This is a genomic window from Pseudomonas sp. 2VD, from assembly GCF_005503585.1.
GTDB classification, from domain to species: Bacteria; Pseudomonadota; Gammaproteobacteria; order Pseudomonadales; family Pseudomonadaceae; genus Pseudomonas; species Pseudomonas aeruginosa.
The window spans coordinates 1-6761 of sequence record NZ_SCND01000326.1; the positions used below are offsets into that span (position 1 = coordinate 1).

Annotated in this window: 5 protein-coding genes; 1 reads left to right on the forward strand and 4 read right to left on the reverse strand. The window is 66.6% G+C overall.

Translation table 11 applies throughout. The features are described from left to right. The first annotated feature begins 172 nt into the window (after positions 1 to 172). Positions 173 to 1231 (forward strand): AI-2E family transporter, encoded by a 1059-nt coding sequence (locus FFS27_RS25880; protein ID WP_003090487.1) that lies wholly within the window; start codon positions 173 to 175, stop codon positions 1229 to 1231. Positions 1232 to 1437: 206 nt separating this feature from the next. Here the strand turns inward: FFS27_RS25880 and FFS27_RS25885 are convergent, their stop codons facing one another. The 4 genes from FFS27_RS25885 to nuoL form a co-directional block, all read right to left on the reverse strand. Continuing rightward, positions 1438 to 2247, reverse strand: a complete 810-nt coding sequence (locus FFS27_RS25885) for a class I SAM-dependent methyltransferase (protein WP_003138925.1) — start codon at positions 2245 to 2247, stop codon at positions 1438 to 1440. A gap of 114 nt (positions 2248 to 2361) precedes the next feature. Then, positions 2362 to 3822: an NADH-quinone oxidoreductase subunit NuoN gene (gene nuoN, locus FFS27_RS25890; protein WP_003090482.1), complete on the reverse strand. Its 1461-nt coding sequence runs from the start codon at positions 3820 to 3822 to the stop codon at positions 2362 to 2364. 7 nt (positions 3823 to 3829) lie between these two features. After that, complete coding sequence (gene nuoM / locus FFS27_RS25895) at positions 3830 to 5359, reverse strand: NADH-quinone oxidoreductase subunit M (protein ID WP_003090479.1); 1530 nt, start codon at positions 5357 to 5359, stop codon at positions 3830 to 3832. Between the two features lie 27 nt (positions 5360 to 5386). Beyond that, the coding region (gene nuoL / locus FFS27_RS25900; protein WP_137952290.1) for an NADH-quinone oxidoreductase subunit L at positions 5387 to 6761 on the reverse strand (1375 nt) is incomplete at its 5' end.

The window sequence follows — 6761 nt, forward strand, 5'->3', positions numbered from 1 at the left end:
GTTCCGCATCTGACCCTTCCCCCGCGCGACCGCTGCCGGCAAAAGAGCCAGCCGGCAGTGGTGCGCCACAGAGCCTTCCTGTCATTATTCGGCGGAGTCGGCCGGCAGTCGTGAACGATCCACCTCCGCCGGCTGACTAATGCTTTGCTTCCCACTGCCAGATGGATTGGACATGCTCGACACGAAACTGGAATCCCGGACTTTTCTCCTGTTGCTGGCGGTGGTCACGCTCGCCTTCGGCTGGCTCTTGCTGCCGTTCTACGGCGCGGTGTTCTGGGGCACCATCCTGGCGATCATCTTCGCCCCGGTGCAACGCCGCCTGCAGGTGCGTCTGAGGGATCGGAAGAACCTCGCCGCGCTGATCACCCTGCTGATCTGCGTGCTGATCGTGATCATCCCGGTGATCTTCATCGCCGGTTCGCTGGTGCAGGAAGGCGCGAGCGTCTACCAGCGGGTCAAGTCCGGCGAACTGAACTTCGCCGCCTACCTGCAGCAGGCGGTGGCCGCCTTGCCGCCATCGGTGCACCAGTGGCTGGAGCGCTTCGACCTGGCCAATCTCTCGAGCCTGCAGGAGAAGCTCTCCTCGGTGGCGATGCAGGCCAGCCAGGTGGTGGCGACCAAGGCGTTCAGCATCGGCCAGAACACCCTCGACTTCGTCATCAGCTTCGGCATCATGCTCTACCTGCTGTTCTTCCTCCTTCGCGACGGTCGCGTGCTCGGCCGGCGGATCAAGCAGGCGGTGCCGCTGAGCCAGGAACACAAGCACCACCTGTTCGCCAAGTTCACCACGGTGATCCGCGCCACGGTGAAGGGCAACATCGCCGTGGCTGCCACCCAGGGCGCTCTCGGCGGCCTGATCTTCTGGGTGCTGGGCATCGAGGGCGCCTTGCTCTGGGGCACCCTGATGGCCTTCCTGTCGCTGCTGCCGGCCATCGGCGCGGCGCTGATCTGGGCGCCGGTGGCGGCCTATTTCCTGCTCACCGGGGCGATCTGGCAGGGCGTAGTGCTGATCCTGTTCTGCGTGGTGGTGATCGGCCTGGTGGACAACATCCTGCGCCCGATCCTGGTCGGCAAGGACACCAAGATGCCGGACTACGTGGTGCTGATCTCCACCCTCGGCGGCATGGCCTTGTTCGGCCTCAACGGCTTCGTCATCGGCCCGCTGATCGCCGCGCTGTTCATGGCCAGTTGGGACCTGTTCACTGGTCGCGAGGAAGAACCACAGGCCTGAGTCGCGCCCGTGGCAGACAAGCCCCGCGAATGCGGGGCTTGTTCGTTTCAGGCCTTGAAGCATCATGGACGGCGCTGTCGTGGCTGAGCCGCTCCAGGCAGTGCCTGGGGCCTTCGGCTAACAGTGCGTCGAACCCGGTACATCGCGACCGTTGCGCAACTGGACATGGAGCAGCGCTTGCCGGCACTCCTCAGGGCTCGCCGCTGTCAACCGGCGGCGGACCTCGGCTTGAGCGCGCAGGTGGCGAGGAAGGTCGGCATGAAGCGGTCGATGACGAAGCGCGGGTGCGGTTGCCAGTCTTCGTAGAAATCCTGCAGCAGCAGGCCGGCGGCGAGCTGGCCGGCGATCTGCTGGGTCAGGCTATGGCCGAACACCAGGGCTTCGCCTTTCTCGCGCTTCGCCGCGAGGGCTTCGGCGGAGAGGCTTTCCAGGTCGGAGTAGGGCAGGCGATGTCGCGGCCGGATCAGGCCCTGCTCTGCCAGTTCCGGCGAGCGGTCCTCGATGAACAGCGCCGGGTTGTAGAAGCTCGCCAGCAGCTTGCCGCCCGGCCGCAGCACCCGCGCGCATTCGCGCCAGACCGGCAGGACATCGTCGACGTAGAGATTGGAGATGGGATTGAAGACCAGGTCGAAGGAGGCATCGGCGAAGGTCGAGAGGTCGCGCATGTCGCCCTGCACGCAGGCCAGTTCGAGGCGGTCGCGGGCGGCGACCTGGCGGTCCTTGTCCAGCTGTCCCGCCGAGGCGTCGAACAGCGTGACCCGTGCGCCGGCGGCGGCAAGGATCGGCGCCTGCTGGCCGCCGGCCGAGGCCAGGCAGAGGATCTCGCGGCCGCGTACGTCGCCCAGCCAGTGAGCGGGTAACGCGCCCGGGGTCAGCTTCACCGCCCAGTCGCCGCGGCGTGCGGCGGCGACCTCTTCGGCGCTGACCGGTCGCGACCATTCGCAGTCACGGGCGGCCTGGGCGTCCCAACTGGCGCTGTTGTGTCGCAAGACGTCGATATCGTGGAAGGTGGGCATGAGGCCTCCGGGTTCATCCATGGAGCGCGGAGCATGCCACGGCAGCGGGGCAGGGTGCGTGGGGCGGGCCAAAGAAAAACCCCGCCGAGGCGGGGTTTTCGTGGAGCGGGCGACTCAGCCGGCGAGGGCCAGGCCGGAATGCTGGAGGATTTCCAGCAGCGGCTGCGGGTAGACGCCGAGGAAGAACGCCAGCAGGGCGATGGCCACCAGCATGATGCCGCCGGCGCGCTGGCCCCAGTTGAACGGTGCGTCGTGCTGGCGGATGCCGGGCTCGACCAGGAACAGGGTGACCATGACCCGCAGGTAGTAGTACAGGCCGATGGCGCTGCCCAGCACCAGGGCGCCGATCAGCCACCACAGGTGCGACTCGACGCCGACCGCGATCACGTAGAACTTGCCGATGAAGCCGGCGGTCAGCGGGATGCCTGCCAGCGACAGCATCATCACGGTCATCACCGCGGTCAGCACCGGCCGGCGCCAGAACAGGCCGCGGTACTCGAACAGCGCATCGGCGTCGCGGCCGCTGTACGGGGTGGACATCAGGGTGATCACGCCGAACGCGCCGAGGGAGGTCAGTACGTAGGTGGCCAGGTAGACGCCGACCGCTTCCACGGCCATGCCCTTGCTGGCGATCAGGGCGACCAGCAGGTAGCCCAGGTGGGCGATGGACGAGTAGCCGAGCAGGCGCTTGATGTTGCTCTGGGTCAGTGCCAGCAGGTTGCCGAAGAGGATCGAGGCGACCGCGATGACGCTCAGGGAGATGTTCAGCAGTTGGTTGTCCAGGGCCGCCGGGGCGATCTGGAACAGCCGCAGCAGCACGGCGAACACCGCGACCTTGCTGGCGGTGGCGAGGAACGCCGAGACGGGCGCCGGGGCGCCTTCGTAGACGTCCGGGGTCCACAGGTGGAAGGGCACCAGCGACAGCTTGAAGCCCAGGCCGACCAGCATCATGCCGACGCCAACGCTGACCAGCGGACCGCTCAGCACGTGCTCGGCAACCTTGGCGCCAAGGCCGGCGAAGCCCAGGGTACCGGACTCGGCGTAGAGCAGGGCCATGCCGAACAGCAGGAAGGCGGAGCCGGCGGCCGAGAGCACGGTGTACTTGATGCCGGCTTCCAGCGAGCGCTTGTTGAAGAAGGCGTAGGCGACCATCCCGTAGACCGGGACCGAGAGCAGCTCCAGGCCGATGAACAGGCTGGCCAGGTGCTGCGCGCTGACCAGCACCAGGCCGCCGGCGGTGGCCAGCAGCAGGAGCAGGTACAGCTCTTCGCGGTTACCCGGATAGCTTTCCATGTAGGCGTGGGCGAGGGTCACGCAGGCCAGGGCGGAGACCAGCACCAGGGCCATGTAGAAGCAGGCGTAGTTGTCCACCAGCACCAGCGGGGTCACCTCGATCGGGGTGACGCCGAGGACCGGCAGCAGCGACAGCAGGGCCAGGTTGAGGCCGATCACCGAGAGAGTGGCGGTGAACGAGTGATTGCGTTTCCAGGCTACCGCCAGCATCACCACCACCAGGGTGGCGCTGGTGATCAGCAGTGGCAGGAGCGCGATGAAGTGTTGGATCGTAAAGGTCATTTCGCGACTACCGTCCTGCAAGGGTGGAAAGGGCTGCGCCCAGCCATTGCTGCACGCCGTGCATGCTGGCCGCGGAGATGTCCAGCACCGGCTGCGGGTAGACCCCGAGCAGGACCAGCAGGACCGCCAGGCCGAGCACCATGCTCAGTTCGCGGGCGTCGAGGCCGAGGATCGGCTCGTCGGACTGGCTGGGTCCGAAGTAGGCGCGGTGGATCATGATCAGCGAGTAGACCGAGGCGAAGACCAGGCCGAAGGTGGCGATCACGATGATCACCGGGACCACCTTGAAGGCGCCGATCAGGATCAGGAACTCGCCGACGAAGTTGCCGGTGCCGGGCAGGCCCAGCGACGCCGAGGCGAAGAACAGGCTGATCGCCGGCAGGTAGGGCATGCGCGACCACAGGCCGCCCATCTTGCGCATGTCGCGGGTATGCAGGCGCTCGTAGAGCTGGCCGCAGAGGATGAACAGCGCCGCGGCGGAGAGGCCGTGGGCGATCATCTGTACCACCACGCCCTGCAGCGCGACCTGGCTGCCGGAGTAGATGCCGATCATCACGAAGCCCATGTGCGAAACGCTGGAGTAGGCGACCAGGCGCTTGATGTCGGTCTGCGCGAAGGACAGCAGGGCACCGTAGAAGATGCCGATGATGCCGAGCCACATGGCGATCGGCGCGAATTCCGCCGAGGCGTTGGGGAACAGCGGCAGGGCGAAGCGGATCAGGCCGTAGGCGGCGGTCTTCAGGAGGATGCCGGCGAGGTCCACGGAGCCGGCGGTGGGCGCCTGGGCGTGGGCGTCCGGCAGCCAGGAATGCACCGGCACCACTGGCATCTTCACCGCGAAGGCGACGAAGAAGCCGAGCATCAGCAGCCATTCCACGTGGGGGCTTAGCTGGGTCTTCAGCAGGGTGGCGTAGTCGAAGGTGATCACGCCGGTGGCATTGAAGTTGACGAACACCAGGCCGAGGATCGCCACCAGCATCACCAGGCCGCTGGCCTGGGTGAAGATGAAGAACTTGGTGGCGGCGTAGATGCGGGTCTTCTTGCCGTCATCGGAGCTGTGTCCCCACAGCGCGATGAGGAAGTACATCGGCACCAGCATCATTTCCCAGAAGAAGAAGAACAGGAACAGGTCGATGGCGAGGAACACGCCGATCACACCGCCCAGGATCCACAGCAGGTTCAGATGGAAGAAGCCGATGCGGCGCTGGATCTCGTTCCAGGAGCAGAGGACCGAGAGCACGCCGAGCAGGCCGGTGAGGGCGACCATCAGCAGCGACAGGCCATCCATCGCCAGGTGGACGCTGATGCCGAGACGCTCGATCCACAGCACCTTGAATTGCAGGGTCCATTCCGGCTCGCCGCCGGGCGCGGGCGCCAGCTGGAAGTCGCCGGTGGCCCAGATCCACAGGCTCAGGATCAGGACCAGGGTCATCGAAAGCAGCGCGATCCAGCGGGGTAGGGTCTTGCTGCTGTGTTCGGCGATCCAGCAGAGGAAACCGCCGATGAAGGGGATCAGGATTAGCCAGGGCAGAATCATGACAGGCTCAGTCTCTCCGTGAATTCGTTAGGCCAGCAGCAGCGCGCCGAGCAGGATGGCGGCGCCACCCACCAGGGAAGCGGCGTACCAGCGCAGGCGGCCGTTCTCGGTGAGGCTGAGGAGGTTGTGTCCGCCGCGCACGCTGAACGGAACGACGCCCAGGGTACGGTCGATGGGGTCGCGCCCCAGCAGTTGGCAGAGCAGCAGGTAGGGTTTCACGAACAGCTTGTCGTACAGCCAGTCGAAGCCCCAGGCGTGGTACCACCAGGTACCGAAGAAGCGACCCGGGGCGCTCTTCGCCAGGGCGCTGATGAAGCGGCGCTGGCCGAGGAACAGCAGGCCGGCCAGCAGGATGCCGGCGATGGCGATGGCGCCCGAGGCCAGTTCCAGGCTGTGCTTGGCTTCGCCACCGGCGTGGCCGACGCTTTCCGGCAGGACGCCGGCCAGCGGCGGGGTGATCAGGGCGCCGACGAAGGTCGACAGGACGATCAGCACGCTGAGCGGCAGCCAGTGGGAAATCCCGTGGCCGGCGTGGGCTTCGGTCTTCGGCTCGCCGTGGAAGGCGACGAAGATCAGGCGGAAGGTGTAGATCGAGGTCAGGAATGCACCCACCAGGCCGGCGATCAGCAACTCGCGATGGCCGCTGGCGAAGGCCTCCCAGAGGATCTCGTCCTTGGAGTAGAAGCCCGCGGTGAGGAAGGGCAGGGCGGCCAGCGCCGCGCCGCCGACCACGAAGCTGGCGTAGGCCAGCGGCAGCTTCTTCCACAGCCCGCCCATCTTGAAGATGTTCTGCTCGTGGTGGCAGGCGACGATCACCGCGCCCGAGGCGAGGAACAGCAGGGCCTTGAAGAAGGCGTGGGTCATCAGGTGGAAGATCGCCGCGTCCCAGGCGCCGACGCCGAGGGCGAGGAACATGTAGCCGATCTGGCTCATGGTCGAGTAGGCGAGGATGCGCTTGATATCGGTCTGCACCAGGGCGGCGAAGCCGGCCAGGACCAGGGTCACCGCGCCGACGATGCCGACCAGTTCGAGGATGTCCGGGGCCAGGGTGAACAGGCCGTGGCAACGGGCGATCAGGTAGACGCCGGCGGTCACCATGGTGGCGGCGTGGATCAGCGCGGAGACCGGGGTCGGGCCGGCCATGGCGTCGGCCAGCCAGGTCTGCAGCGGCAGCTGGGCGGACTTGCCGACCGCGCCGCCGAGCAGGGCCAGGGTCGCCAGGGTCAGCCAGAGGTTGCCTTCCGGGAACTTCTGCGGCGCCAGCACCAGCAGCTCCTGGATGTTCAGGGTGCCGAACTGCTGGAACAGGATGAACAGGCCGAAAGCCATGAACACGTCGCCGACGCGGGTGACGATGAATGCCTTGAGCGCCGCGTTACCGTTGTTGCGATTGCTGTAGTAG